We start from the raw sequence: 25,069 nt of genomic DNA, 5'->3' as shown, positions 1-25,069 counted from the left end.
GTTGCTGTGGCCTAAGCAAAAGAATTACATGAAATTTTAAAGGCTCCTTTTCTCTTTTCTTCGCATATGGACAGAACCGCCAGAATGGATATATTTTTTAAGAGCCCCTGGTACCTGAATAACCTGATTGCCCCCGTACAGGTTGGATCAATAAAGTCCACATGATTCCTGCATTTACTGTAATTCTAATAATCAGCATTTCATTTCTAATTACTAAAGTGGCTACTATAGCCCTAATGCACACAGGTCTATCCAGGCAGTCAGCAAAATTCCAGGCCCGCTCTGCTTTTACGGGTGTTGGGTATGCTACTAAAGAGTCAGAGAATATTGTTAACCACCCGCTCAGAAGAAGAATCATAATGCTCCTGATGTTGCTAGGAAATGCAGGGATTGTGTCAGTAGTTGCTACCCTTATGTTAACCATGGTAGATTCACATGAAGATCCTTTCAACCTCCCCCTTTCAGCCCGTGTAGGACTACTAGTGGCCGGGATTATCCTGGTAACTATTATTTTTAACAGTAAAATAGTAAACCGCTGGTTGTCCAGGGTGATTAATTTTGCCCTTCAGAAATACACCAGTCTCAATGTAAAGGATTATTCAGGCTTGCTGCATCTAGCCGGAGAGTATGAAATTTCAGAAATATTTATAGAAAAGGATGATTGGCTGGCAGAAAAAAAGCTGGCAGAGCTTGCCTTACCAAGAGAAGGCCTTTTCATTCTGGGAATCAACAGAAAAAACGGTTCCTATCTGGGTATACCAAGACACGACACTCAAATTTGCCCCGGCGACACATTAATCATTTACGGCAGAGCCTCGGCTATCATTAGCCTGAGTGAACGCAAGAAAGGAAGTAAGGGTGATTTCGAAAGGTGGCTGTCGGAAAAGGAAAATAAAAAGATTAGTAAAGAAGAAGCCCTGCAGGATCAGGGTATTATTAAGCCGGCAAATGAAAGGAATGGCCCAAGGCCTGATTGATTTTTAGTCCTTTATACTCTTGTCGATAAGTATAAGTGGAAATATTTTTTTAGTTTTATCAATTAATAGAGGCTTAAAAGAGATTAATAGAGGAGCAATAAAGCTCCATAGGAATTTTATGGAATTTACCACGGAGAATATTTTACTTATTGGCTCAATATTACTTTTCATCAGTATTGTAGCCGGTAAAACAACCTACAAACTTGGCGTTCCTACGCTAATTCTCTTTTTGCTCATTGGCATAATGGCTGGTTCGGAAGGGTTTGTAGGCATTCATTTTGATGATCCGCAGAATGCGCAGTTTATTGGTGTGGTGGCCCTTAATTTTATTCTCTTCGCTGGTGGCCTCGATACTCGGTGGGCAAGTGTAAAGCCTGTATTGTGGAAAGGAGTAAGCCTTTCTACGCTTGGTGTACTGATTACAGCCGTGGCCATTGGAGGTTTTGTGAGCTGGTTAACAGATCTTACTTTATTGGAAGGTTTATTATTGGGCTCTATTGTTTCCTCAACAGATGCTGCTGCGGTATTTTCAATTTTAAGATCTAAAAGCACAGGAATAAAAAATGAATTGCGCTCTACCCTGGAGCTGGAAAGCGGAAGTAATGACCCGATGGCATTCTTCCTCACAGTTTCAATGGTTACGCTGGTTCTAAATCCTGAAAAGGATGTCTTATCTTTAATCCCCTTCTTCTTTCAGCAAATGGTATTAGGAGGAGCGATAGGCTATGGACTTGGAAAAGCATCTTTACGGATCATCAATAAGATAAACCTGGATTTTGAGGGGCTATATTCTGTCTTATTGCTTGCACTTCTTTTCTTTACGTATTCAGTTACTGATGCTTTAGGAGGAAATGGCTTTCTGGCAATTTATATCGTAGGCATTATTTTGGGTAATAACAGCTTTATCCATAAGCGAAGTGTTATTCGCTTTTTTGATGGATTAGCATGGCTCATGCAAATAGTGGTATTCCTTACCCTCGGCTTGCTGGTATACCCTTCTCATATTTTGCCGGTTGCAGGAATTGGCTTACTCATAGCTCTTTTCCAGATATTCCTGGCAAGACCTATAGGTGTATTTTTAAGTTTGGCATTTTTCCGGATGCCTCTTAAAGAGCGCTTCTTTATTTCCTGGGTAGGTCTTCGTGGAGCCGTACCAATTGTATTTGCGACCTATCCCCTGATTGCAGGTGTCGAAAGCGCAGAAATGATCTTTAATATTGTCTTTTTTATTGCAGTTACCTCCGTGATGTTACAGGGCACCACCCTTACAAAAGTAGCTGAATGGCTAAAAGTAACAGAAACAGAAAAAACTAAGAGAAGAATTCCTCTTGAACTTGAGCTTTCAGATGATGTAAAAACAGAGCTTGTGGAGATAGAATTACCTGCTAAAAGCCCTGCCGCCGGAAAGCCAGTTGTTGACCTGAACTTCCCCCGTCCTGCTCTTATTGTGATGATAAAAAGAAATAAAAAATTTATTACGCCCAATGGAGCGACTGTGCTGGAACCTTATGATAAATTAATGGTGCTGGCAGATTCGGATGATACTTTTGATGAAGTATCGAACATTCTTGGTGTAGAATAGAAGAGAATAAGATGACATCAGAAGACTTAAGACTGTGGCTGCCGGTAATAATTGCTGTTTACCTTATAATCATTCTCCTTTGGGGAATCTATCGTAAAGCAAGACCTATGATGGTAAAAGGAGAAGTTGATAAAGCTTTTCTGAAGAAGTGGTACTGGATTCTGATAGTTAATAAAGCTTTCAGGATATTACTGATGATCACCACTTTTATTATTCTTAATTTCACTTATTTCCCTGATTTTTATGGAAAACTTTATCCTATCCACTCTCTTGACCGGCTGGATATAAATATGTTGGGTTTTGCGATTTTACTCATGTCCTTATCCTGGATGGTGATAACACAACTTCACTTAAGCCGAAAAATAGAGCGGTGCAAGAAACAAAATTTGGATTCGATTCCAACCATAAAAGAAGTATTTAGGTTTGAAGAGAATTTTCTACTAAGCATATTAATTATGATTAGTGGAGTATTTGTTTCCATTTCCAGTCTGTTTGCGCTTACTATTACTTTATTGGGTATAATTATTTATCTTTTCTACTATATTAGTACCTATTACAAGGTAGGGTAAAACCAATATTTCAGGGGGTAAAATATAATTTATGAAACGCATTCTTTCTTTACTCCTGTTACTTAGTTGGATAAGCTCTTGTAATGACAGTACCAGTCCAAGAACATTTGTCGAAATGGGAGATAGCCCTTCAGCTGTTGCAATAGCTTTTAGAACCAGTTTAGTTCAGGGAAAATTGGGCGAAGCTAAAAAGCTCGGAACAGCATCAACAAAGCGGGTACTCGATCATCTGGTAATATCCGGACCTCTACTTCCTGATTATAATGTTTCCTTTATTAGAGACTCTATTGCTCAGGGGCGAGCTTTTGTTGTGCTGAAAGAAGTTGGCGGTGATACTCTTCCTAAAATTCAACTCATAAAACAAGATGGGCAATGGAAGGTAGATTTACTGGCAACTTATAAAAAGAAAGTTCTGAAAAAGGAAAATTAATATGAAATAGGGCATCTTGTTGTACTTTAACTGATTGAATTTAAGCTGTTTATATTGATTTTGGTTAAAATAAAACCCCGAAATAAGTCTCAAATATCTTTACGAGCTCTTTCCTTATCCCTGTCCCTTACTGCCTCATCTCGTTCTTTAATAGCGTTATCCCTTTCTTGCTGGGCTTTTTCCAACTCCTCTAAAGCTTTTACTTTTGACACTTCAGCTTTTGTAACTCGTATTGCGAATTCAGCGGGGACTATTTCCATACCATGCCTTCTGCCATAAGTTTGGGTAAATTCGGCACCAAAAAATAATATAAGGCTTGTATAGGACACCCAAAGCAAAATCAAAATGATTGAACCAGCTGCGCCATACGCAGAGCCGGGGTCACTATACCCAAAATATAAGCTAATGAGTGTTTTACCGATCACAAAAAGCAGAGATGTTACAAAAGCACCAACCCATACATCCCTCCACCTCACCTTTGCATCAGGCAAAACCACAAACATCAATGCAAATAGTATAGTAATAATTATCAAAGAGACCGCGATATGAACCAACTTGAAAAACATAGGCCCCAATTCAGGAAACATCGCATTCAAATAATCGCTAAAATAGGAGATCAAAGAAGATATGACCAATGACATTAACATTAAAAAACCTATAACGAGAACCATTCCAAAAGAAAATACACGATCCTTAATTAATTTTAACCAGGCTTTGTTGGGTCTTACCTCTACCTCCCACATGGTATTTAAGCTTTGCTTTAAATGGTAAAAAACCCCGGTTGCACCAAATACAAGGGAAGCAATACCAACAATTGTAGCAAAGGTGAATCCTTCGGTATTATTCGCCTGATCAACTATGGTCTGCATCTGATTGGCAGCACCTGAACCCATTTGTTGGGAAATAGTGGTGTTTAATTCTTCATTTACCAATTTATCTCCAAAAAAATAACCTACCACTTTTATGGTCACCATCAATAACCCCGGGAGTGAAAAAATTGCATAGTAGGCAATAACAGCGCTCATTCTCCATGGATCATGTTCATCCCAATTATGGTAGGTTTCCTTTAACAAAGAAAAAGCCTCTTTAAAAAAGTATGGTATGGACATAACAGATATTCATTATAATATAATTTCTACAAGCCAAAAGTGATATTCCATAAACAGATAGCTACTTATAATGTTAATGATATATAAATTAAATACAATTTTTTTAAAGCTAATTTGAAAATTATGGCCAAATCAGAAAAAACAACCGATCATAACGCTATTAAGTCTTGGGTAAATGAGCATGACGGCGTTCCCATGAAAGTAAAAGATACCGATAAGGGCAATAGCGCTCTCCTGAGAATTGGCTTTCCGGATAATAAAAACAGCGATTCCGAAAATCTGGAAGAAATCTCCTGGGATAAATTTTTTAAAGTCTTTGATGATAACAAACTGGCTCTACTGTATCAGCCAGAGGATAACGACAAATTGTTTACCAAGTTGGTCAACAGAGATAGTTAAAAAAGAAAGCCCACCTCTACAACAGGCGGCCCAAAAACAAACTTAAACAATAAAAAATATAGCTATATGGATAATTATGTCCTTTCTGATTCAAAATCAGAGTTTCTTCAAAAATATACACATTTTTATCCACAAATTGAATTATTCGAAGTGTACAAGTTTTAAGATATTAAAAATCACATACAAAAAATGCTGAACCAAAATCTGGATCAGCACTTTTTGAGATTTTAAAATAATTTACCTAGACACCCTGAAATAGCAGCGAATATTATAAGAAACTCACATACCATCTTCCTGTAAAATGGGTTAAGCTTACGCCTGCATTTTCTGTTCCTACACTATCAGGTTTATAAGGATCATCCTGTTCAGTACTTTCTTTCTTATAATCATAGTTTATCATCATTTCTTTTACAGAATTGGCTAAACTATTAAAATTTTTGTCACTTGCCGGATTGATATTATGTTCAATGTCTAATGAAATGAGGCATAGCTCTAAAAGGTTGTTGGGGTAAAAATTGGCATCAAGGTAACGCTGAACCTTATTTTTTTGATCTTCCGAAAACTTTCTTTCAGGGAATAGAAACCATACCATGAAAATTCTGCTGGCTATTTCACCTTCAGAAAATATAGGATCAAGCCTTTTTGCATTATAATATCGGTCCATTGCCCTTTTTACATTTCTTCTGATTGATCTTTGAATTTCTCCTTGGTTTTTAAACCAGTTTCTAACTTTAAAAATATTCATTTGAGTAGAGGTGGGTTTGAGTAGCAAAACTGCTTAAAACATTTAAATGAGCTTGAATTGAGGGTTGAATGAATAAGATTGCTGAGCCTTCATCCTGTTCCTAATAGGAAGTTCAACAAATTCAATTATTTACTCTCCACACCTGAAACAACATAGTTTCTTTTTACCTTTTTAAGGTCATGGTAGAGTTCCTTTAATAATTTTCCGGGCCAAAAAATGCTTTTTTTCTGAACTACCTTTGTAATTTCACTTTCTACAATTACCATTTGAGGTACTTGCTTTATCTGCCCGGCATTCATTTCAATTAGCTTCACCTTTGCTTCAGTTAATTTAATTTTAGTATAGAAGGTATTTTCCTTATCTAAAATTTTAAAAGTAACCGTATCTGATCTTTTTGGCAAATCAACTTCAATTATCTGCCTGGATTCTTCTTTATAATCATAGTAGAAAGAAGGGAGAAACAGAATAATGCTTCCAAGGAAGAAGTAAGGGATTAATTCATAGTAATTAGCAACCAGTGGAGGCAGGCTGAAAAATAAACTCACTCCAAGATAAAAGATTGACTTTATTAAAAGCCGTGTTACCAAACTCTTCCTTTTCTGGTCCTTTTCTGTTAATCTATACATTATACCTCTGTCATCTTCTATTCTTTTCATAGCTTTCAGTCTTTAAGGTAGAAACAAAAAATCATAGGAGTTGTAATTGTATTCTCCTTTTTATGAAAAATCCTTATCAACGGGTGTGCCTCTCCTAAATTAGGATCTTAGCTTATATCAATACTAAGTTCTTCTTGAAATCATATTATCATCATTTGCAAATTAACTTTTTGTTAAAGGTATGAGTCTTATTATTTAAACAAGGACTAATTGCTATAAAATGAAACTTAAACGCTCATTAGCCTTATAATATAATGAATTATAGAAATTCGAAGCTAATCTTCTTATTGATCATTTAAAAATATTAAAGTGGAAGAACTTCTTTATTTAGTAGGAGGCATTGCAATACTCATTTTCACCTTATACGATTTCTTTTTTACTACCATATCTGGTAGCGGAGCAGCTTATTTGAGTAAGACCTGTGCAAAACTTACACATAAACTGGTCCTGGTACTTGAGAAAGGGATTTGCAGGCGGATGTTAAATATTTCCGGAATGGCGGTTAATCTCTCTGTACTGGCTTCATGGATATTTTTTATTTGGTTAGGTCTTTTTCTTGTATATTCCTTTAATCCCGAAGGGATTGTAGACAGCAGTGGTAGAGAAGCAACTGTGGTAGAGCGAATCTATTTTACAGGCTATGTGCTTTCCACGCTTGGAATAGGGAATTTTAAACCTACTACCCCTTTTTTTGAGATACTTACCAGCCTGTTTTCCTTTTACGGCTTTGTTTTCTTTTCTACTTCCATGACCTATTTACTCTCTGTTTCCTCCGCAGTGGCACATAAATGGTCCTTAGCTTCTTCTATTAATAGTCTGGGTAGTAATCCGTCAGAAATAGTGAATAAATTCCTGAAAATGGATTCTTCTTTTAGTTACCAGCAAATTTCAAATCTACAACAGATGATAGGCCAATACTCTATTAATTATAAAACTTATCCCGTATTCCACTATTTTCATAATGCTGATGGTGAAATTTCTATTGGTACAAGTATAGCCCGGCTGGATGAAGCAGTAAGCATAATGCTGAACAATAGAAAGTTTGACCCTATTCGGGAGGAGCTACAAATGCTGCGAGAATCTCTTGACCAGCTCTTTAAAAACCTAAAGAAAAGATTTAGGAATAAGGCAGACGAAGAGCCGGAGATAAACTGGTATAATCTTCAGCTTCCTGAAGATCTATTAATGGAAGGCTTTTCGGAAGATCAAACCTTGCCTGAAAGAAGGAAGATTTTAACAGGTATGTTACAAAATGAGAACAGAAACTGGAAAAATGTATATCCTAACCTGGCTTAACAGCCCAAAAATAGCGGCAACAGACTTCAAAAATCAGGAAGCTTGATAACATGATTATAGTTTAATCAATAATAGAAAAAGGCCATAAGAATAATAAAATATGGATAAAATAGTTATTTTCTGGAGTGGGTGGGAACCTATAGTACGAATAGTAGTGGTGGGAACCCTTACCTACATAGGCATAATTATTCTTTTACGCGTTTCGGGAAAAAGAACGCTGGCCAGCATGAATGCCTTTGATTTCGTGATCACTATTGCGATGGGGTCGGCCTTTGGCAGGATTCTTACTGCAAAAAAGGTTTCTATTGCGGAATCACTCACTACTTTTCTGTTGCTTGTAGCGCTTCAGTATATCCTGTCTTACATAGAGGTGCGTTCATCTTCTTTTTCTAAACTCATAACTTCCTCACCTACTTTGCTCTTTTACAATGGGAGTTTTCTGAAAAAGAACATGCTCAAGGAAAGAATTCGTAAAAAAGACTTAATAGGAGCAGTAAGAAAAAAGAAGTTTAGTAGCCTAAATGAAGTGGAAGCTATTATCCTTGAGACAGATGGAAGCTTTTCAGTGATCAGAAAGTCCGGAACAGGCGCAAATTCCTCCTACCAAAATCTTCTGGATAAGAATGCTTAACCAACAGTAAAATTTTTTCCAAATAGCCGCATGAAAAAAATGACTACCTGGACATCCTCCCATTCTAAGAGAGTGTATCAGGATATTTAATAAATTCTCTAAAAGATTATTATATCAGGAATGAAACAAGAAGAAACTGAAACAACTGCGTTAGATGAACACAGAGATCAATCGAAATGGCCTCTCTACTTGTCATTAGCCCTGGTAGGAACTCTGGTGCTGATGTACTTTGTAGTTCCATCCGTACAGGAATTTTTTACCGAAGCTTGGAATGTTCTTTCCAGTGGAGATGATCAGCGGATTTCGCAGTGGGTAAATAACTTTGGTTTATGGGGCCCTGCAGTTATTGTGGCGGCCATGATAGCGCAAATGTTTTTGCTGGTTATTCCTACACCAGTTCTTATGGTGGTTACAGTAATTGCCTATGGGCCATATTTTGGAACAGGTATAATTTTGGTTGCTATATTTTGTGCATCTTCCATCGGCTATATGCTCGGGGCATACATAGGAACACCACTTGTTGAGCGTTTGCTTGGGACAAAATCAGAAAAAAAGGTTGAAGGCTTTATTGAAGACTATGGTTTTTGGGCGGTCATTGTTACCCGCCTTTCACCCTTTCTTTCGAATGATGCCATCAGCTTTGTAGGAGGTATGCTCCGGATGGGATACTGGCGATTTATGGGTGCTACCATGCTGGGTATCTTTCCTCTTACCGTTTTGATTGCCTACCTGGGGGAAAATAATGATCGTTTGAAAACCGGCCTTATTTGGGTGAGTGTGGTTAGTGTACTCGGATTCGTTATCTATATATGGTGGGATAAGAAAAAGAAGAGTCAGAAGATAAAAGTTTAACTCAATTATTTTCTTTCTGCTATAATCCATGTTCTCTTATTATTTTATCTTTTCGGGTCTACAAAAGGCTAACTCTTTTGTACGTTATCAATTTGAATTGCCTTAGCTTTGTTTTTTTGCAATCTATGATCAACGATATCATTTATACTTTTTTAATCAGTATTTCTCCGTTTGGAGAAGCCAGGGCAGGTATCCCTTATGGAATATTGAACGGCCTAAATCCTGTTGTTGCTTTTTCTGTAGGCCTGGCTGGTAATCTGCTTATTTTTCCACTATTTATGTTTTTAATTGACGCCTTTAACGCTAAGTTGTGGCGTTTCAAATTTTACAGAAAACAGAATATTAGGCTCATTCGCAGAGCAAGGAAAGGGGTCGGAGCCCAGGTACAAAAATATGGCTTCTGGGGCCTTATGATCTTTGTAATGATTCCGTTGCCAACCACAGGAGCCTATATGGGTACTATAGCTGCGTATATTTTTAAACTTAAAAGAAAAGAAGCGTTATTGGCAACCAGTATTGGGGTGGTTATTTCCTGCATGATCATGGCGGTTAGTACCCATTTTAGCATTATCGGACTGTCTTTATTTTAAAATCTTTCGAGGTACGAATCCCAGTTACCAAATGATCAGTCAGATAAATCTTTAATCCTGTTATAAGAATAATTGTGAAAAAAATCATACACACCTTCCCATTCGATAAGGAAGTCCTTTCTTATTTTAGGAAGTGTCCGGGCATGGTTTGCTGATCTCCGATATTACACATCTGTCTAGAGGGTTAGCTATGGTTAACAGAAATCAATTAGTAAATAGTCTGGACACATTAAATCCTTACTTCGTTATCAATACCCTGGAGGCGACCTTCCCGACACTAAGGCCCTGAACAACAATAGAAAACACTACCACAAAGTAAGTGATTTCCAATAAAAGGTCTTTGTATACTCCATTGTCCATGGATAACACCAGTGCAATGGATACGCCACCTCTAAGCCCGCCCCATACCAACATGGTAAGTGTGCCTCTGCTGAACTTGTTCCTGAATGGCACAATGAGTGACGGGATCCAGATAGATAATAATCTTGCCAAAAGCACGATTATAATAGCGATGGCCCCGATAGCCCACTGGTTTATTAAATCCGGAAGCAGTAATAATTCGAAGCCAATAAACAGGAAGAGGATGGCATTAAGAATTTCATCTATGAGTTCCCAAAATTTGTTCAGATAATCTTTTGTAACAGGGGACATGGTTTCTCTTTTTCCGTAATTCCCGATGATAAGTCCGGCAGCAACCATGGTAAGCGGACCGGAAATATGTATTGCATGCGCAATCAGGTAGCCTCCCATTACTACCGAAAGCGTAATCAGCACAGATACAATGTAGTCATCAATATTGTGCAGGGCCTTCGATGCGATATATCCCAGCAACAGGCCTAACAACAGCCCTCCGGCCGCTTCCTTTACGAGCAACCAGGAAATAGAAGAAAACGAAATCTCCAGGCTATCTGCCTGGGTTAATTGTAAAATTACGGCAAACAGAACAACCGCCATCCCATCGTTAAATAGGGATTCGCCAGCAATTTTTGTTTCTAAAGATTTAGGAACGTTTGCCTTCTTTAATATGCCCAGAACCGCAATGGGGTCGGTTGGAGAAATGAGTGCACCGAATAACAGGCAGTAAATAAAAGGAAGCTCAATATTAAAAAAGGGAGATACATAATATAAAAGGCCTGCCACTACAAAGGTGGAAATAATTACACTTACCGTAGAAAAAGTAAATATCGGTAAGCGATGCTCTTTAAGGTCAGCAAAATTTACATGAATAGCCCCGGCAAAAAGCAGGAAGTTGAGCATTGCGCCCATTAGTACTTCCGTAAAATCAAATTCCGATATTAGGGTAAATAATTTTCCTGTTGTATTCGGGAAAATGCTTTCGCCTGCAAATCTGATGATAATGGAGGCAATGATGGCCATTAGCATGATGCCGATTGTTGAAGGTAGCTTTATGAACCGTAAATTAATGTAGGCAAAAAAGGAAGCCAGAACAATAAGGACAGAGAATGAATAATATAATTCCATAAATTTATTTAACAGGCATAATTGACAAATATAAAGAGCTTTGGAAAGTCTTTTCAGTAAATAATCTCTAAATTTCCGTTACTTTGGTTAAAAGGGTTATATTTTACTCAATACAAATTAATGTATCTAATCCTGCTTGTTGCCTTCCCACGCGGGTCTCTCCGGTTTTTCTTTGCCCCTTTTTCTCTTAATGCCTGTAGTAATGTTTAGGATTTACAAGTCAGTCGGTTTTCTTTTAATATTCTATATTAGAACCTCAATTCTTTCCTAAACAAAAAAACATAGGATTTTTTAGTAATGCATGGAAATAGTACTTATTCTCATCCTCATTTTACTTAATGGGCTGTTTGCGCTATCAGAAATTGCGCTGGTGTCAGTTAAAAAGAGCAGAATCGACCAGAAGGCACTAAATGGAAGTAGGAATGCCAGAATTGCTGAAAATAATGGATTAGCCTAAGTTTAACCCAAATAGAAATAGAAAAAGAGGAAAGTTTTTGATGGGATTCCTTTTATCGACCGCTTTATTCTACTTCTAACGGGTCGTTTATGTAAAGGATAACTAATTATCTCCTATAAAAATGAAGAGCGTATACCGCTTTTTTACCCGATGATATTTCTTCATCTATCTCACCATCCCCATAGCAGTAGAGTTTGTGGTACAGTCGCAGGTATTAATCCATTTTATGGAAATATGCTACCCCAAATATCACCACTAATAGGGGCAGGATTAAAGAACTCGGGTTCCATAAACCTACTATCAGAAGGATGATCTGATTTATTAGAAGAATTCCTGAGTAGAGATAGAGGGCCCATCTTTTCATCGACCATAATCCCAGAAAACAACAAAAGCCAAAAATGGTCGAGATGGCCAGGTGGTAATGAAACCATTCCCCTAATTCTTTAATTTGAGGAGATCCGGAAAGAATGCCTGGGAGGCTCACAACAGCTCCAATTAACCCTAATATGCATATAATAGTAATAGGTAATGGCCTCTCCACATTTTTCGGTAATTTAAAAGTGTTCTGTGTTTTCATGATTTTTCTTTCTAAACATAGAGCCTGAAAGCTCTATTCCGCCTTGTACTTTCCTATCCTTTCTTTCGTTTTAAATTGCCCTGTTTTTCTGAGGTAAATGAAAGATTCAAATGTCCTTAGATATTGCTACAACAATTAATATAGAAAATGAATAGTATAATTCCACAAGTTTTCCAGATCTGTTAATCTGTAAGTGATGGTAAGCACAAAGTTTATGTTCCTTTAAGCTGCTATGCATGTGTTTTGCAGGGAGATCGTTCATATACAGAAATGGATTAATGCTCTCCAAGCTGAAAAAATATATAGCTATGTCAGCATCATTAGTTATATTTAAATTGCAAATGGTTTGCCCAGGAGCAAGGTGAATGAAACAATAGGAAGCACTATATTCTTATTTGTGGCGCAGGACTTCAGTCTTTAATTTTTGCTACTCTGGATAACCCTTGGAATGGACTAATATAAAATATGTGAGAGTGGAGCTCTCTGATTAATCAAAGATGTACCAGAATACAAAATATCATTTAAAGCAGGCATGAATTTTAGGAGAATAAAGAACGACCTTGCCGCAAACCTGAACCGACTACTCTATGAGAGCCGGGATAAAGCCTACACCTCCATCAGGGCCGTTACTTTCATTAGCTCTTTTGCTGCTGCTGCACTACTGTTATACAACTTCGGTTTTGAACTAACACCTCGCCAGCAGCAACAGGTCTACTATGGCATTAATATCATTTTTGCCATTTTTGTTCTCTCCTACCTGACTCGCTGGCTGTATTCCTTCAAGCGTACAGATTTCCTTCGTAGGCACCGCTTCGAAGGAATATTAATGTTCCTGTTAATTATTAATGGCTTATCCGCCTTTCTGCTGGATTTTGCGCTTATTCCAGAGCTTCTTGGGCTGGCAGGCTTCCAGCATCCGCTACCTTTTTACCATTTCATCATTGGCAGCTTTATGATTCTGCTGCTGGTATATGAATTTGGTGTTGCTAGTTCCCGCCTTGGGAACCTTAATGTACGGCCGGCGGCGGCTCTTTTGATAAGTTTTATTATTCTCATCGGGATCGGTACTGGTTTATTAATGCTTCCCGACATGAGCAGAGCACCGGGCAGTATGCCATTTTTAGAGGCCTTATTTACCGCTACCAGCGCAGTATGTGTCACCGGTCTGATTGTAGTGGATACCGCTACCTACTTTACCATTAAGGGGCAGTTGGTAATTCTAATCCTCATCCAATTGGGTGGACTGGGAATCCTCTCTTTTGCTTCTTTCTTCACTCTCTTATTCCGGCAGAGTATTGGCATTCGCCACCAGTTAATGCTGCAAAATATTCTAAATAGTGAATCCTTACTAACAGCTCGTGACTTGATTCGGCGGATTGTCTTTATGACTATACTTATTGAATTTGTTGGCTTTCTGCTGATCTTTGCTACCTGGGGCAATGAGATTGAATTCGTTTCAATAGATCAGAAAATCTACTACTCTGCCTTTCATGCAGTATCTGCCTTTTGCCAGGCAGGCTTTAGCCTGTTTTCCAATGGACTTTACCAGGGATTGGTACGTGAGGCTTACCTAATGCACTTGGTGATTGCAGGGCTAATCATCCTTGGGAGCATCGGCTTTCCCGTCATTCAGGACCTCTTCTCCATCAAGCGGCTACGGGATAGGCTGCGTCATCCATGGCGCGACTGGCAATTGGGCACTAAAATAGCCGTTTATGTAACGGCTGCCTTGCTGCTAGTGGGAACCCTAACTTTCTATCTGTTTGAAATCGATAATACCCTTGCTGATATGGCCTTTATGGAAGCACTGATCACCAGCTTCTTTCATTCAGCCACCCGTACTGCCGGTTTCAGTACGGTGGATATTGGTTCTTTGCAGTTGCCTACTTATCTTATTCTTATCTTCCTGATGTTTGTAGGAGCCTCTTCAGGCTCTATTGGAGGCGGCATCAAAACCTCTACTTTTTTTATAGTATTAGCCTCTTCTGTAGCTACCTTTCGAGGAAAAGTGAAGCTGGTAATAGGGAAACATTTCATCAGCGAATCCCTCATCTTCAGAGCTCTTTCAATTGTTGCATTTGCCGTTAGTGCAAACGTGGTAGGTATATTTTTGCTCACAATCACAGAGCCTGGTATGGATTTTAAAGACCTTGCCTTTGAGCAAGTGTCCGCTTTTGCAACCGTTGGGCTTAGTACGGGAATAACTCCACAGCTCTCATTCTGGGGCCGCATTATAATAATAATGAGCATGTTTATAGGCCGTATCGGGACCCTTACCCTTGCTCTGGCATTTATCAGCAGAGTTGATACACAAGACTACAAATATCCTAAAGCGCATATTATGGTTGGGTAGAAGTTAATCATAAAAGATTTAACTATACCAACTACTGGAATAAGCAGCAAGGGATAATTCAATTTATTCTATTATGAAGAGTTACATGCATCACAAATCCCTGAGAACTTAAAAAAGAATGTAAGAAGTTAGGAGTTCTGCCAGGGGCTTGGTAATTACAGATGGGGCAGACTCATATTTAGTCCGCAATGGCTTTATAGTGGCTCAAACAATCCACTACACTGTTCAGACAAAAGGATTACAGAATATAGATTAAATGAAATACTTTCTATTCTGGTTATTACCTTAAGGCAAGTATAAAGGTATTTGAAAAACTGCATTTATAGGTGCGCTGGGTAATTCAGCTAATAAGAGGATACTAAAGTGAAAGAAGAACGAGTTAGAAGGGGCTCCTAATTTTGACTAATGTTATTCGTGCGTAAAAGAGAACGGAGCGTTAAAATAGAGATAAAAATCTTTCACGATACGTTCTGAAATGGCTCCGGATCTTTTTCCCTTAGATGAGCACCAATAACTGACTATTGTTGAAAAGCATTTTTGATTTTTTTGATGATCATGAGTCCGAAATGTTTGTTTTCATCGCCAATCAGGTAACCATAAGGATGTAGAGATGAGACATTGTCGAAAACAACTTTGACAATCCCTAAAAAAGGAATAAATATAATTAAGCCGGCAACACCCCATAATAGTCCTCCTATAATGAGGGCCATAATAGTAAACAAGGGATTTAAATCAACTTTTGAACCTACAATGATAGGAGTGAGAAAATTATTATCCAAGAACTGCCCGCTCATAAAGATAAGGGCAACTGCAAGTGGAGTCCCGAAGGAATCATAGGTTACTAAGGCAAGAAGGAAGGGGATAAACCCACCCAGAAAGGTGCCGATGTAGGGAATGAAGTTGAGAATTCCTCCAAAAACGCCCCAAAAAATGGCATCCTCAAAGCCTACTATTTTCAGGCCAGCGGTATTATAGAATGAAAGGATAACAGTGACAATCAGCTTCCCTCCCAGGTATTGTTGAGTTACCTTACTTATATTACTGATAATACTTTTAACCCTTTGATTATTACTTTCATCTATCAGCCTGAGTAAGAAGTTTTCAAACTTATCCCGGTAGAATAGAAAAAAGAATAAATAAATAGTGGCCAGACCTATTTCTGCCAGAGTTTCTGTGGCTGTCATCAGCATATTTCTTATATAACGGCTGGTGAAATCAAGAAAAGTGGCACTTTGGTTCTTTAGGAAAGAGATTTGCCTCTCCTGAGAAACACCTGCCTTTTCTTCTATCAGTAACTGAAAATCTTCTAACTGTTGGTTCAGCTTTGCCCTGATGGAAGGAAAATCCTGAACAAGATCTTCCATCTGGTAATAAAAGAAAAAAGTGAATCCTGCTACTATTAAAATGATAATGATGATACAAATGATAATAGCAATGGATCGTGCCATGCCCCATGACTCAAGCCTGCGGTTTACCGGAAGCATCACCATGGCCATTAGTGCTGCAATGCTCACCGGTATTAAAAAGTCCCTGGCAAAGTATAATCCGCCAAAAAAAAGAAAGCCTGTGAACAGGAGTAAGGCAAACCTGTAAAGCTGCCTGTCCTCTTTTTCAAATTGATTCATCATACAGGAAGAACCTCAACCCTCCAGTGTTGTTGCCCAAGATTCAAAGGATTTAAAAGTTAGAATCCAATGGTTAGAATAAAAATTTTGTAGAGTTGCTTTCTCGGTGGGCCTTCTCAGGCTGGAGGCTGTTAAAAAAGCCCTCTTATCATTTCGGACAGTACTTCCAAGAATTTACCTATTCTTCTTAACCCTTTGCTTTTTAGCATTAATGAATTCCTTTTGGATAACTCCCCCATTCTTTGTTGGTCGATAGTATTCTTCTGTTTGATGCTTTATATGCATTTTCAACTACTTTATTTTAAATAGTCTCGCCGAACTGAAAATCCGTGAAACTACAGCTTATAGATGAAAATTTTTTGTTTACTCGTTTGGGCCAGATCATGAAAATATTTTTTAACCCCCTTACAATTGCTACTGATATTAGTATTTCACATATTGCTAAACATTTTACTATAGTTGGTAATTATTTTAGCATGATAAACTTTTATTCGTTTGAAACCGGAAAGAAATTATTTCTGCCATTTTATAATGTATCCTGTGGTTTTCCCTCTCCGGCACAGGATTACATAGAGCCTGCCTTAGATTTGAACGAGTTACTTATTAATAATCCGGATAGCACGTTTTTTGGCCGAGTGCAAGGAGTTAGCATGATCGAAGACGGGTACAATGACGGAGATGTTCTTATAATAGATAGGTCCCTTGAGCTTAAAAGTGGCCGTGCTGCATGTTGCTGCTTAGATGGAGAGTTTACAGTAAAGAAGATCCGGAAGGAAAAGAATAAATTATTTCTAATACCGGCAAACAGACAAATGAAGGTTATCGAGGTGTTGCCTGAGCAGGAGTTTCTTGTTTGGGGAGTTGTTACTTATCTGATTAAAAATGTTTTGTCATGATAGCTCTTGTCGATATTAATTCAGCCTATTGTAGCATGATTAAATGTTTTCGCCCGGATCTGGAAGGTAAGCCTGTAATTGTTTTAAGCAACAATGACGGTTGCGTTGTGGCAAGATGCCAGCTTGCCAAAGACATTGGAATTAAAATGGGCCAGCCCTTCTTTGAGTTGAAGGAATTAATTAGAAAACATAAGGTAGAATACTTCAGTAGCAACTACACCCTTTTTGCGGATATGTCCGGCCGAGTTATGCGAACCTTAGCTAAGTTTACTCCGAGTATGGAGATTTATAGTATAGATGAAGCTTTTCTGGACTTAAGCAACATGCCATTTAATTTGAGCGATTATGCCCAGGAAATCCGTCATACTTTGAGGAAAAATATAGGCATACCGGTAGGAATTGGTGTAGGCCAGACAAAGGTTCTTGCAAAGGTTGCTAATCATATTGCAAAGAAGTATCCGGAATATAAAGAAAAAGGCGTGTTTGTCCTGAGGCCTGATATGCGGGAATCGGTTTTAGCAGAATTTCCGATTGAGGAGGTTTGGGGGATCGGCCGCCAGCATACTAAAAGGCTGCTTTCAGCTGGAGTAAAAACAGCCTTAGACTTTACTAAGCTTCCGGAAAGCTGGATCAAAACGGAAATGAGTGTAGTAGAAACCAGACTGTACCGGGAATTGAAAGGGCAATCTTGTCTGCCCCTGGAGGAATTTGCAAAGACCCGGAAGAATATATGTACATCCCGTTCTTTTCCTAAAGGTGTGGAATCAAAAAGCATTCTCTGTGAAGCAGTGAGCAATTTTGCTGCAAAATGCGCTTTTAAGCTCCGGAAGGAAAAAACTTGTGCTGGTATGCTAACTGTCTTTGTTGAAACCAACAGGTTTCATACGAATTCATACTACAGCAATTCATTAGTACTCGCTCTGCCGGTGGCCAGCAATGACGCCCCAACGCTCATACACTATGCCTTGAAGGGCTTAAATCGCATTTTTCAAGATGGCTATGCTTATAAGAAAGCAGGGGTACTGGTATCTTCAATCGTTCCTGCAGGAAACCTTCAGGGCAACTTATTTGAGGGCCCGAGCGAAAAGAAATCAAAGGCCATGCAAGTAGTAGATAAGCTTAATGCTTATATGGGTAGCGAGAAAGTTAAAGTTGCTGCCCAAGGATTCAATAAAGCCTGGCAGCTCAAAGCAGAGCGAATGCCCCAATGTTATACAACCAGGTGGGATCAGTTAATGGCGATAAATTTAAACAAGTAAGTTTCTGACAGTAGAATACCCTTGCTGTTTAGATTTAAGTACATTTCTAAGCTATTTTCATGCTCGACTCAAAAAGCTGGTAGTTAAATTAAAGAAGAGTTAACTTTTAATCTTTTTGTAGCCTTATATCTTTTGTCTGCCCATGTCTAAAGTTCCTGATGTGTCTTTGCCGGGGCGTTTTTAGGCAGAGGAAGCAAGCCTGCTGGTAAAAGGGCGATGCAGCCGGTGTATCGAATAAAATGCAATGGATTTGCATACTTTAGATTGTTAATTTTATAAAAGAGGGAATCAATGAAAATACTTTACTCTATAGCACTCTTCATTTTAGCCGGTCTTTGCGAGATAGGTGGCGGTTATTTAATCTGGCTTTGGTTACGGGAAGGAAAGTCCTGGTGGTTGGGACTAAGCGGGGCTATTATTTTAGTCCTGTATGGAATAGTAGCCACCTGGCAACCTGCCAATTTTGGCAGAGTATACGCAGCCTATGGCGGTATTTTCATTATGCTGGCTATTCTTTGGGGCTGGAAAGTAGATGGCATTACGCCTGATAAGTTCGATATCATTGGCGGTGTAATTGCCCTCATTGGAATGGGCATTATCATGTATGCACCAAGAGGTTAGGAGAATAAACGATAATTGACCAGCTAAAAAATAACTCATAAAACTTTTTAATTAAAAATAAAATGGGAGGTCATCACAATCACAAACATGGAGGTGCCAAAAAAAACCTGAAGCTGGCATTTTTTATCAATCTGGGTTTTACCCTTGTTGAATTTGTAGGAGGTTTCTTTACTAATAGTGTGGCCATCATGTCTGATGCACTGCATGATTTAGGAGATAGCTTATCGCTGGGACTGGCCTGGTATATAGAAAATAAGGCGGAGAAAAAAGGGGCCACGGAAGAGTTCAGCTTTGGATTTGCCCGTTTCCGTTTACTTGGCGCTCTGGTCAATTCGGTGGTCCTTATAGGCGGTTCCATTTACATTATTTATGAAGCCATTACCCGAGTACAGAATCCGGAGGCAGTGGAATCAACCTATATGATTGGTATTGCTGTTATTGGTGTGCTTTCCAATGGCTATGCTGCCTGGCGGGTAAGTGGAGGAAAGTCACTTAATGAAAAAGTAGTAAGCTGGCACCTGCTGGAAGATGTATTGGGCTGGGTAGCAGTTCTTATCGTGGCGATTATCCTGCAATTTAAAGAGTGGTATTTTCTGGACCCGGCCCTCTCATTAGCTATTACGCTTTACATTTTGTGGGGCGTTGGCGGTAGACTGAAAGACACGCTCCACTTAATGCTGCAGGGAGTACCTGAAAATATCAACTTGCAGGAAGTAAAGAAGAAGTTACAACAGGTTCCTCATGTAAATTCTATTCATCATACGCATGTCTGGTCGCTGGATGGACAGCACCATGTGCTAACGGCCCACCTGGTACTGGAAAAAATCAGCCGCTATGAGCAAATAGATGAAGTGCGACAACAGGCTATTGAAGCCGTGGAAGAATGGGAGTTTAGCCATCATACTATTCAGCTGGAGCTCGACAAGGAAAAATGCCCGCTCCTGAAGGCAGAGTAAAAGGATAGGGAACGCTGGTAGTAAAATCTCAACGCATTACGCCTTTTAGCGTACGTAAATTAAACATTCAACCTTTAACTTTTTAATCTATGACAAGAGCTGATCTATTTTTTAAAGAATGTGGTAAGGGAAGAGGAGGTGCCAATTGAGCACCTGGATATGGGCACTTGTTTTACTTGCTGCCGTATGGGCAGCTCATTGGGGAGCAGAGCATTTATCGAAGCCTTTAAAGAAGCTAAGAAAGCAGTGGGGCTTTTCTGTGGCTGCCGGTGGGGCCTTAATAGGTCTGGCTGCGGCCAGTCCTGAAATAGGCATTAACATTGCCAGTGCCATTACAGGCGTTGGCAATATTGGTTTGGGAACCATGTTTGGCTCCAATGTCATTGCCATCCCTTTTATGGTGATTACCGCCTATGTAGCTACAAGGCACCTGAAAAAGAAGAATAGGGATAAAGCCCATGAAAAGCATATCAAAGAGCATCTTTTAAAAGTAGACCCTACCGCTGTTACGGTACAGGCAATTCCCTATTTAGTGATTGTGGCGGTAGTGGCGGTACTAACTGTGCCTTCTCAATGGCGGGGACTACAGCCTGTGGATGGCTGGATTATGCTGGGGATGTATGTGGTTTATTTAGCGCAAGCTTTGTTCAGAGGAAGAAAGGAAAGCGAAAAGGTGGAGTGGAAAAAGAAAGAGGTCTGGCTGGCGGTAGCAGGCGTGGCAGTTCTCGCTTTAGGTGCCTATTTCACCGTTCGTGCCACCGAAAATATTGTTGCTGCCCTTGGAATATCTAAGATAGTGGGTGGTTTATTTATTACAGCGCCTATGGCGGCCCTGCCTGAAATCTTTGCCACCTGGAGTGTCGCTAAAAGCGGCCAGATTACCTCTGCCGTCACCAGTGTTATTGGTGATCATGCCGTTACACTCACAGTAGCCTTTTTTCCGCTTGCCATAGTAACCATGCCGGTCAATAACTTCCCGCTCTTTGCAACGGTTTTAAGCTTTGTTGGCTTGGTCGGTATACTTTATGCCGCCTTTATTCATTGGGGAGGAAAAGATAACGAGCACGGTTTTAAACGCTGGCAGGTTTTTACCCTTGGAGCGGTCCTGCTGGTTTATGTGGCTGTAGTACTTTTCGGGGTACTTCAGGTATTCGGTGGAACGTCCGGCGAAGGAACTAAACTTTTCAAGGCTTTCAACCGGGATGGAAATGACTATCTGGAGGACGTGGAGCTTTATAGGGCAGTAAACGAGATAGGCTACTTTGAGGCCTGGAACCAAGACGAGGACCTTTACCTGAACGAGGACGAGTGGAGGGCCGGGGTTAGTGAGTTTCTGGGCGGCTATCAATTTGAGCAGGTGGAGGAGTTCGGAGAATGGGACCTGGACGGTGACGGCCAAGTCTCCGAGCCAGAGTTCCGGGAGGGACTGTTTGAAGCGGTGGATAAGAATGGTAACAATCAGATAAGTGAAAGCGAGTTTGTGGCTCTGTACAGAGAAGGGAGTGGATCGCAGAGTGGTAATTAAGTAAAACCTCTTTAAACTCAGTTGCTGAAGGTAGCAGCGGTGGTCTCTGCTACTTATGTGATTTTCTAATGTAAATGTCTATTCGTATGAAAATGAAGAAGTGTAACTTATTTTTTAATGCATTTTTAGCTCTTTTGATTTTTGGTATGTCTTCCTGCAGTAATGGCGGAGAAGGACAAAAGTTGTTTAAGGCTTTTAACCAGGATGAGAATGATTATTTAAGTGATCTGGAGTTCTACAATGCAATAGCTGAAATGGGCTATTTTGAAGCGTGGAATGAGGATAATGATCAGTCTTTAAGTGAAGACGAGTGGAGCGCTGGGGTAAATGAATATTTGGGCGGTTATACAGTTTCCACAGTGGAGAAGTTTGGAGAGTGGGATCTGAATGGGGATAATCAGATTTCGGTAGAAGAATTCCGGGAAGGACTGTTTGAGGTGGTAGATACGGATAATAATAGCCAGATAAGCGAAAGTGAATTCGTAAAGCTTTACAAAGAGGGTGGTCAGCAGGGAAATGCTTAATAATCTTCTGCTTAGCTTAGGCCCTGGAATTTATTTCTCACTATGCAAAAGATGTTTGGGTGATGTCCGTGTATAGCCTGGAGAATAGTATACTGGTGTACATTTTCTACCTCACTTCTATGGATGAGCAGGGAGAAATTAATTTCCGGGAGGACCTTTATCAGCTGGACAAAAAGCTCACCAGGACTTCAATGTGACCTAAATTCTTTTAAGCTGAACAATATAGCAGCAGAAAGAGTACTCCCTTTATTATGAAAAAAGCATCTTATGAAAAAGAGCATCAGTTCCTTTACCTATCGGCTCTATGACTTCAGAGGTGTTCCCCTGGTGGCCCTGGCCGTGGGCACTTTATTTGTACTGGAACAGCGATATGCACTGCGCCGGCAACGCCTGCCCCTGCTAAAAAGATTAAAAACCAATGCCCAGGTGGTAAGCATTGCGATGCCAGTGTTGCGGCTGGCCCTGATTCCTGCACAGGTAAAAGCCGCTGCTTTAACGGAAGAGAAAAAGCTGGGCCTGTTGCAGAGGCTCCCACTTCCGCTTCCGCTTGCCCATGCCATCAGCTTTCTGGCTCTGGACTGGATGAATTACCTCTGGCACCGCCTTAACCACCACTGGCCCCTGCTCTGGCGCTTTCACCAGGTACACCACACCGACCTGGATATGGATGTGAGCACCGCCCTACGCTTTCACATAGGAGAAATCCTAGGTTCTGTACCCTTCAAGGCGGGTTTTATCCTGCTGATGGGTACCACTCCCAGGGCTACCTTGATTTATGAAATCTTTTTTGAATTGGCCAACAATTTTCACCACAGCAATCTGCGCCTGCCCCTAAAAACAGATGATGCCCTGGGGCAGATCATCGTTACGCCACGTATGCATGGCATCCACCATTCGGTAGTAGCCCGGGAAACCAACAACAATTACTCCGTTATTTTCAATCTCTGGGACCGGCTGCACCATACCTTACGACTAGATGTGCCACAGGAAAGCATTAATATTGGCGTTCCTTATGTGCGGCATCATCAGGAAGTAGGAGAGTTCCTGATGATGCCTTTTAAAGAGCAGGTAACGATGAATAAATAAACATCGCGCTCAGACAAAGCTGGCGGGAAGACTGTATTATGTGGCACCTTCCACGGTAAGCAGTTTCTTATTTTTATCCCGCTGCCCAAATACAATGGAAGCAGTATATTCCGGTTGTACAGAGTTTTTCTATGACGGTGAGAGCCAATTATCAATCTGAAAAAAGAACCAACCAGACCCAAGCCGAAAGGACTGGTTAGGGCCTCCATATCATTACAAAAAGATTTGTAATGATTTCTATAGCCAACTATTCCCATTCCATAAAGTCTGTTGATATTAACAGCCTGCCGCAAGCACTTCAAGAGGGCCATCAGTTTTTTATTGAGGCTGAAAGTGTTTATGACCAGGACGAAAGCATTAAGGAAACGATAGACATCTATCTCCAAAAGCTCAATGAATATCTGGGGGCAAAAGAAAGCAATGTCAAAGCTGATTCCGAACCAAAGGAAGCAAAGAGTAAAAGTTCTTTTCCTCCAAAAGCAAAGAATGAAGCCAATTCTGCTAAGGCTAAGATTAAAGCACCTCTAAAGAGCAGAGCCCCGGGCAAAAAGGCTGCCCCAAAAAGCAAACCTGCCGAACCTGTAAGCAAAAGCCAGCCAAAGTTGGTGGCTTCCCAAAGCAAAGATGTCCTTTTCATCAAGCGCTTTATCAATATGCACAATAAGGTAAAGTCCAGGCACCAGATCAATCTCTTTATTAAAGCATTGCAGAAAGCAATTGTAGGAAGGGAGATCAGGAAAACCTCTAAGCATGCCGGCCACATTAAAGAGATTCAAAAGAAGCTTTGCGATCAGCATAATAAGATGAGCGATGGCGATAGCGTGAAAATTGCGATCAATGAACAATGGCTGAATGAGCTGGTAGCTGCTGCCGGAGGGGAAAAGGTGTATAAGTCGGTGCAGCTTATTAAAAGGTATATCGGGCTGCAGGGTGAGATGCTGATCACCAGGATCGAAAGTTTGCTTAAAGCTGTGCAGGCAGCTTTGAGCAAAAAAGAAATCACCTGCAGCGATCCTTACTATGACAAGATCAAAACTATTCAGAAGAACCTTGAAATAGCTAAAGAAGGGGGCAAAGTAAAAATAGAAAAAGCAGAATTGAACGGACTGGAAGGTATCCTCAACGCCTGCGGATGTTCTGCTAATTTATCAGGCTTAGAGGATTATGATCTGCCACCACTTACAACAGACGGGAAAGTAAAAAAAAAGCCCGATAAAGACTTAGACATCTTTGATTCAATGGACCAGCTGAATAGCCAGCCTTCAGATAACTCATTCAGACTTAAAGGTGATTTGGGAAAGATGTTGGGCGAGCTCGAAAGGTTTGAGCTGGCCATTACCTTAGAAGGGGATCAGGGAGGAGGAAAGACCAGGTTCAGTTATCAGCTTGCCAATGCTTTTGCGGAAATAGGTTTACAGGTAGCGGTATTCTCCTTGGAAATAGGCAGAAGATCAGACCTGATCAGGCGCATGAGGGAAGCTTATATTGTGGAGGTAAACCGGAAGAATGTGTTTATCACCGATAAGCTTCCCGAAGGACTGGAAACCATTTACAAGGCATCCAAAGCATTTGATGTAGTGATCATAGATAGCTGGAATAAGCTGAATGTCCATTCTTCTGAATTTGATAAGTTTAGGAAATCCTTTCCCAACACCATTTTTATCGTCATTTTCCAAAGAACTACCCAGGGAACCATCCGGGGTGGAACCGCTCCCCTTTATGATTCCGGAATCAATATAGAAGTAGTGAAAGCAGATGAAGAATTCTCAAATAATTATGCCGTGGCCACAAAAAACCGGTACGGTGAAACAGGTAAAAAATTTAATATCTCCTCCCAGAAACTAATTGGGGAATACGCTGAACAAGAATAGA

26 protein-coding genes are annotated in these 25,069 nt (G+C 40.0%); 20 read left to right on the top strand and 6 right to left on the bottom strand.

Annotated features, from left to right (window positions below; translation table 11 throughout):
* Positions 1-236 precede the first annotated feature (236 nt).
* The 4 genes from F752_RS0105695 (at position 237) to F752_RS0105680 (ending at position 3,558) form a co-directional block, all read left to right on the top strand.
* The gene (locus F752_RS0105695) at positions 237-977 is read left to right on the top strand and encodes a TrkA C-terminal domain-containing protein (RefSeq protein WP_236613983.1); all 741 of its coding nucleotides are present in this window, start codon (positions 237-239) and stop codon (positions 975-977) included.
* A gap of 118 nt (positions 978-1,095) precedes the next feature.
* A complete protein-coding gene (locus F752_RS0105690; RefSeq protein WP_017730769.1) occupies positions 1,096-2,559 on the top strand; it encodes a potassium/proton antiporter in 1,464 nt (487 codons plus the stop codon).
* A gap of 11 nt (positions 2,560-2,570) precedes the next feature.
* A complete protein-coding gene (locus F752_RS0105685; protein WP_017730768.1) occupies positions 2,571-3,128 on the top strand; it encodes a hypothetical protein in 558 nt (185 codons plus the stop codon).
* A gap of 31 nt (positions 3,129-3,159) precedes the next feature.
* Positions 3,160-3,558: a hypothetical protein gene (locus F752_RS0105680; RefSeq protein WP_026135547.1), complete on the top strand. Its 399-nt coding sequence runs from the start codon at positions 3,160-3,162 to the stop codon at positions 3,556-3,558.
* An 89-nt stretch (positions 3,559-3,647) separates the two neighbouring features.
* On the opposite strand, the gene F752_RS23555 is transcribed toward F752_RS0105680, so the two are convergent.
* Entirely contained in the window at positions 3,648-4,667 is a 1,020-nt protein-coding gene (locus F752_RS23555) for a YihY/virulence factor BrkB family protein (protein WP_017730766.1), read from the bottom strand.
* 123 nt (positions 4,668-4,790) lie between these two features.
* On the opposite strand from F752_RS23555, the gene F752_RS0105670 reads away from it, so the two are divergent.
* Positions 4,791-5,066: a hypothetical protein gene (locus F752_RS0105670; RefSeq protein WP_017730765.1), complete on the top strand. Its 276-nt coding sequence runs from the start codon at positions 4,791-4,793 to the stop codon at positions 5,064-5,066.
* 268 nt (positions 5,067-5,334) lie between these two features.
* Here F752_RS0105670 and F752_RS0105665 read toward each other — a convergent pair whose 3' ends face one another.
* On the bottom strand, positions 5,335-5,811 hold the full coding sequence (locus F752_RS0105665) for a hypothetical protein (RefSeq protein WP_017730764.1): 477 nt from the start codon (positions 5,809-5,811) through the stop codon (positions 5,335-5,337).
* Between the two features lie 125 nt (positions 5,812-5,936).
* Entirely contained in the window at positions 5,937-6,467 is a 531-nt protein-coding gene (locus F752_RS0105660) for a hypothetical protein (protein WP_017730763.1), read from the bottom strand.
* A gap of 477 nt (positions 6,468-6,944) precedes the next feature.
* Between F752_RS0105660 and F752_RS0105655 the strand changes: the two genes are divergently transcribed.
* The 4 genes from F752_RS0105655 (at position 6,945) to F752_RS0105640 (ending at position 9,836) form a co-directional block, all read left to right on the top strand.
* The gene (locus F752_RS0105655; RefSeq protein WP_160164087.1) at positions 6,945-7,763 is read left to right on the top strand and encodes a potassium channel family protein; all 819 of its coding nucleotides are present in this window, start codon (positions 6,945-6,947) and stop codon (positions 7,761-7,763) included.
* Between the two features lie 100 nt (positions 7,764-7,863).
* Positions 7,864-8,394 (top strand): DUF421 domain-containing protein, encoded by a 531-nt coding sequence (locus F752_RS0105650; RefSeq protein WP_017730761.1) that lies wholly within the window; start codon positions 7,864-7,866, stop codon positions 8,392-8,394.
* Positions 8,395-8,514: 120 nt separating this feature from the next.
* Positions 8,515-9,246, top strand: coding sequence for a TVP38/TMEM64 family protein (locus tag F752_RS0105645; RefSeq protein WP_017730760.1), 732 nt, complete (start codon positions 8,515-8,517; stop codon positions 9,244-9,246).
* Between the two features lie 125 nt (positions 9,247-9,371).
* Complete coding sequence (locus F752_RS0105640) at positions 9,372-9,836, top strand: COG2426 family protein (protein ID WP_017730759.1); 465 nt, start codon at positions 9,372-9,374, stop codon at positions 9,834-9,836.
* 237 nt (positions 9,837-10,073) lie between these two features.
* On the opposite strand, the gene F752_RS0105635 is transcribed toward F752_RS0105640, so the two are convergent.
* Positions 10,074-11,318: a cation:proton antiporter gene (locus tag F752_RS0105635; RefSeq protein WP_026135546.1), complete on the bottom strand. Its 1,245-nt coding sequence runs from the start codon at positions 11,316-11,318 to the stop codon at positions 10,074-10,076.
* 301 nt (positions 11,319-11,619) lie between these two features.
* On the opposite strand from F752_RS0105635, the gene F752_RS25730 reads away from it, so the two are divergent.
* Positions 11,620-11,775, top strand: coding sequence for a CNNM domain-containing protein (locus tag F752_RS25730; protein WP_017730757.1), 156 nt, complete (start codon positions 11,620-11,622; stop codon positions 11,773-11,775).
* 214 nt (positions 11,776-11,989) lie between these two features.
* Here the strand turns inward: F752_RS25730 and F752_RS0105625 are convergent, their stop codons facing one another.
* A complete protein-coding gene (locus F752_RS0105625; RefSeq protein WP_017730756.1) occupies positions 11,990-12,352 on the bottom strand; it encodes a hypothetical protein in 363 nt (120 codons plus the stop codon).
* A gap of 532 nt (positions 12,353-12,884) precedes the next feature.
* On the opposite strand from F752_RS0105625, the gene F752_RS0105620 reads away from it, so the two are divergent.
* Positions 12,885-14,705, top strand: a complete 1,821-nt coding sequence (locus tag F752_RS0105620) for a TrkH family potassium uptake protein (protein ID WP_017730755.1) — start codon at positions 12,885-12,887, stop codon at positions 14,703-14,705.
* Between the two features lie 518 nt (positions 14,706-15,223).
* Here F752_RS0105620 and F752_RS0105615 read toward each other — a convergent pair.
* Positions 15,224-16,333, bottom strand: coding sequence for an AI-2E family transporter (locus F752_RS0105615; RefSeq protein ID WP_017730754.1), 1,110 nt, complete (start codon positions 16,331-16,333; stop codon positions 15,224-15,226).
* Between the two features lie 326 nt (positions 16,334-16,659).
* On the opposite strand from F752_RS0105615, the gene F752_RS0105605 reads away from it, so the two are divergent.
* The 9 genes from F752_RS0105605 (at position 16,660) to F752_RS0105565 (ending at position 25,068) form a co-directional block, all read left to right on the top strand.
* Positions 16,660-17,226 (top strand): LexA family protein, encoded by a 567-nt coding sequence (locus tag F752_RS0105605; protein WP_017730753.1) that lies wholly within the window; start codon positions 16,660-16,662, stop codon positions 17,224-17,226.
* Positions 17,223-18,485, top strand: coding sequence for a Y-family DNA polymerase (locus F752_RS0105600; RefSeq protein ID WP_040664306.1), 1,263 nt, complete (start codon positions 17,223-17,225; stop codon positions 18,483-18,485). The genes F752_RS0105605 and F752_RS0105600 overlap by 4 nt, the downstream gene beginning before the upstream one ends.
* 291 nt (positions 18,486-18,776) lie before the next feature.
* Entirely contained in the window at positions 18,777-19,106 is a 330-nt protein-coding gene (locus F752_RS0105595; protein WP_017730751.1) for a YnfA family protein, read from the top strand.
* Between the two features lie 62 nt (positions 19,107-19,168).
* On the top strand, positions 19,169-20,062 hold the full coding sequence (locus F752_RS0105590) for a cation diffusion facilitator family transporter (RefSeq protein ID WP_017730750.1): 894 nt from the start codon (positions 19,169-19,171) through the stop codon (positions 20,060-20,062).
* A gap of 145 nt (positions 20,063-20,207) precedes the next feature.
* Entirely contained in the window at positions 20,208-21,587 is a 1,380-nt protein-coding gene (locus F752_RS0105585) for a hypothetical protein (RefSeq protein ID WP_017730749.1), read from the top strand.
* A gap of 86 nt (positions 21,588-21,673) precedes the next feature.
* Positions 21,674-22,111 carry an EF-hand domain-containing protein gene (locus tag F752_RS0105580; protein WP_026135543.1) on the top strand — a complete coding sequence of 146 codons (438 nt, stop codon included), beginning with the start codon at positions 21,674-21,676 and terminating at the stop codon, positions 22,109-22,111.
* Positions 22,112-22,173: 62 nt separating this feature from the next.
* Complete coding sequence (locus F752_RS26805) at positions 22,174-22,308, top strand: hypothetical protein (protein WP_017730747.1); 135 nt, start codon at positions 22,174-22,176, stop codon at positions 22,306-22,308.
* A 70-nt stretch (positions 22,309-22,378) separates the two neighbouring features.
* Positions 22,379-23,197 carry a sterol desaturase family protein gene (locus F752_RS0105570; protein ID WP_017730746.1) on the top strand — a complete coding sequence of 273 codons (819 nt, stop codon included), beginning with the start codon at positions 22,379-22,381 and terminating at the stop codon, positions 23,195-23,197.
* Positions 23,198-23,427: 230 nt separating this feature from the next.
* Positions 23,428-25,068 (top strand): hypothetical protein, encoded by a 1,641-nt coding sequence (locus F752_RS0105565; RefSeq protein WP_017730745.1) that lies wholly within the window; start codon positions 23,428-23,430, stop codon positions 25,066-25,068.
* Position 25,069 lies beyond the last annotated feature (1 nt).

Source organism: Nafulsella turpanensis ZLM-10 (assembly GCF_000346615.1).
Taxonomy (GTDB): domain Bacteria; phylum Bacteroidota; class Bacteroidia; order Cytophagales; family Cyclobacteriaceae; genus Nafulsella; species Nafulsella turpanensis.
Note: the sequence above shows the minus strand (reverse complement) of the source record. Positions and strands in the feature narration are given on the sequence as shown.

What these genes read in the sequence shown, in the direction of transcription:
- F752_RS0105695 (WP_236613983.1), top strand. Translation starts at nt 237, where the DNA reads ATGCACACAGGTCTATCCAGGCAGTCAGCAAAATTCCAGGCCCGCTCT.
- F752_RS0105690 (WP_017730769.1), top strand. Translation starts at nt 1,096, where the DNA reads ATGGAATTTACCACGGAGAATATTTTACTTATTGGCTCAATATTACTT.
- F752_RS0105685 (WP_017730768.1), top strand. Translation starts at nt 2,571, where the DNA reads ATGACATCAGAAGACTTAAGACTGTGGCTGCCGGTAATAATTGCTGTT.
- F752_RS0105680 (WP_026135547.1), top strand. Translation starts at nt 3,160, where the DNA reads ATGAAACGCATTCTTTCTTTACTCCTGTTACTTAGTTGGATAAGCTCT.
- F752_RS23555 (WP_017730766.1), bottom strand. Translation starts at nt 4,667, where the DNA reads ATGTCCATACCATACTTTTTTAAAGAGGCTTTTTCTTTGTTAAAGGAA.
- F752_RS0105670 (WP_017730765.1), top strand. Translation starts at nt 4,791, where the DNA reads ATGGCCAAATCAGAAAAAACAACCGATCATAACGCTATTAAGTCTTGG.
- F752_RS0105665 (WP_017730764.1), bottom strand. Translation starts at nt 5,811, where the DNA reads ATGAATATTTTTAAAGTTAGAAACTGGTTTAAAAACCAAGGAGAAATT.
- F752_RS0105660 (WP_017730763.1), bottom strand. Translation starts at nt 6,467, where the DNA reads ATGAAAAGAATAGAAGATGACAGAGGTATAATGTATAGATTAACAGAA.
- F752_RS0105655 (WP_160164087.1), top strand. Translation starts at nt 6,945, where the DNA reads ATGTTAAATATTTCCGGAATGGCGGTTAATCTCTCTGTACTGGCTTCA.
- F752_RS0105650 (WP_017730761.1), top strand. Translation starts at nt 7,864, where the DNA reads ATGGATAAAATAGTTATTTTCTGGAGTGGGTGGGAACCTATAGTACGA.
- F752_RS0105645 (WP_017730760.1), top strand. Translation starts at nt 8,515, where the DNA reads ATGAAACAAGAAGAAACTGAAACAACTGCGTTAGATGAACACAGAGAT.
- F752_RS0105640 (WP_017730759.1), top strand. Translation starts at nt 9,372, where the DNA reads ATGATCAACGATATCATTTATACTTTTTTAATCAGTATTTCTCCGTTT.
- F752_RS0105635 (WP_026135546.1), bottom strand. Translation starts at nt 11,318, where the DNA reads ATGGAATTATATTATTCATTCTCTGTCCTTATTGTTCTGGCTTCCTTT.
- F752_RS25730 (WP_017730757.1), top strand. Translation starts at nt 11,620, where the DNA reads ATGGAAATAGTACTTATTCTCATCCTCATTTTACTTAATGGGCTGTTT.
- F752_RS0105625 (WP_017730756.1), bottom strand. Translation starts at nt 12,352, where the DNA reads ATGAAAACACAGAACACTTTTAAATTACCGAAAAATGTGGAGAGGCCA.
- F752_RS0105620 (WP_017730755.1), top strand. Translation starts at nt 12,885, where the DNA reads ATGAATTTTAGGAGAATAAAGAACGACCTTGCCGCAAACCTGAACCGA.
- F752_RS0105615 (WP_017730754.1), bottom strand. Translation starts at nt 16,333, where the DNA reads ATGATGAATCAATTTGAAAAAGAGGACAGGCAGCTTTACAGGTTTGCC.
- F752_RS0105600 (WP_040664306.1), top strand. Translation starts at nt 17,223, where the DNA reads ATGATAGCTCTTGTCGATATTAATTCAGCCTATTGTAGCATGATTAAA.
- F752_RS0105595 (WP_017730751.1), top strand. Translation starts at nt 18,777, where the DNA reads ATGAAAATACTTTACTCTATAGCACTCTTCATTTTAGCCGGTCTTTGC.
- F752_RS0105590 (WP_017730750.1), top strand. Translation starts at nt 19,169, where the DNA reads ATGGGAGGTCATCACAATCACAAACATGGAGGTGCCAAAAAAAACCTG.
- F752_RS0105580 (WP_026135543.1), top strand. Translation starts at nt 21,674, where the DNA reads ATGAAAATGAAGAAGTGTAACTTATTTTTTAATGCATTTTTAGCTCTT.
- F752_RS26805 (WP_017730747.1), top strand. Translation starts at nt 22,174, where the DNA reads ATGTCCGTGTATAGCCTGGAGAATAGTATACTGGTGTACATTTTCTAC.
- F752_RS0105570 (WP_017730746.1), top strand. Translation starts at nt 22,379, where the DNA reads ATGAAAAAGAGCATCAGTTCCTTTACCTATCGGCTCTATGACTTCAGA.
- F752_RS0105565 (WP_017730745.1), top strand. Translation starts at nt 23,428, where the DNA reads ATGATTTCTATAGCCAACTATTCCCATTCCATAAAGTCTGTTGATATT.